This is a genomic window from Kitasatospora sp. MBT66 (assembly GCF_000710405.2).
Lineage (GTDB): Bacteria > Actinomycetota > Actinomycetes > Streptomycetales > Streptomycetaceae > Kitasatospora > Kitasatospora purpeofusca.
Genome location: NZ_JAIY01000006.1, coordinates 127481 through 128254, shown reverse-complemented (window position 1 = coordinate 128254; position 774 = coordinate 127481). Strand labels below are relative to the sequence as shown.

Sequence of the window (774 nt, the reverse complement as noted above, 5' to 3'; positions counted from 1 at the left end):
CCCGCCGACCGGTCGGCCGCACCGGTTCCCGGCCGGCCGCACCGCTCCCCCGCGGTCCTGGACTGGTCGGTGCTCACCGGTACCGCCCCGCGCCCGGGCGCCTCCGAGCGCCTCGTGCGCGCGGCGCCGGCGCCCGCACCGGCTCCGCTGCCGGCCGACGACACCGGGGCCTTCCTGCTCGTGTTCTGCGACGGGCTGGGCCACGGTCCGCTGGCGGCCAGAGCCTCCGTCGACGCGGTCGCGGCCTTCCGACGCAGTAGGGCCGGCAGCCCGGACGCGCTCCTGGCCGACATCCACCAGGCCCTGCGCTCGGGACGCGGCGGAGCGGTTGCGGTCGCCCTGGTGGAACCGGCCGAGCTGCGGGTCAGCCTCTGCGGTGTCGGCAACGTCAGCGCCTTCGTGGTGGACCCGGGGACCGGGACCAGGCGGGCGCTGCCGTCCACACCGGGCATCGTCGGCCACCAGCTGCCGACGCTGCGCACGGTCCGCCACCAGCTCGCCCCGGGCAGCGCGTTGGTCATGCACTCGGACGGACTGACCGACCGTTGGCAGGCCGCGGCCCTGCCGGGGATGCTCTCCCACCTGCCGGCCACGGCCGCGGCGCTGCTGCTGCGGGAGGCCGGAATCCGGCGGGACGATGCCGGAGTCCTCGTGGCGAAGGGCATGTGGTGAGCTCCGGCGCGCCGGACCGGCCGCCCGTGCGGCTGGGGACGGTGAGGACCAGCTCGGCACAGGACGGCTTCGCCCTGCGCCGCCTCGGGAAGGCGGTCGCCG

The 774-nt window shown here is 77.5% G+C and carries 1 protein-coding gene; it reads left to right on the top strand.

The features are described from left to right. The coding region (locus BI06_RS13110; protein ID WP_043468179.1) for a SpoIIE family protein phosphatase at positions 1-672 on the top strand (672 nt) is incomplete at its 5' end. Positions 673-774 lie beyond the last annotated feature (102 nt).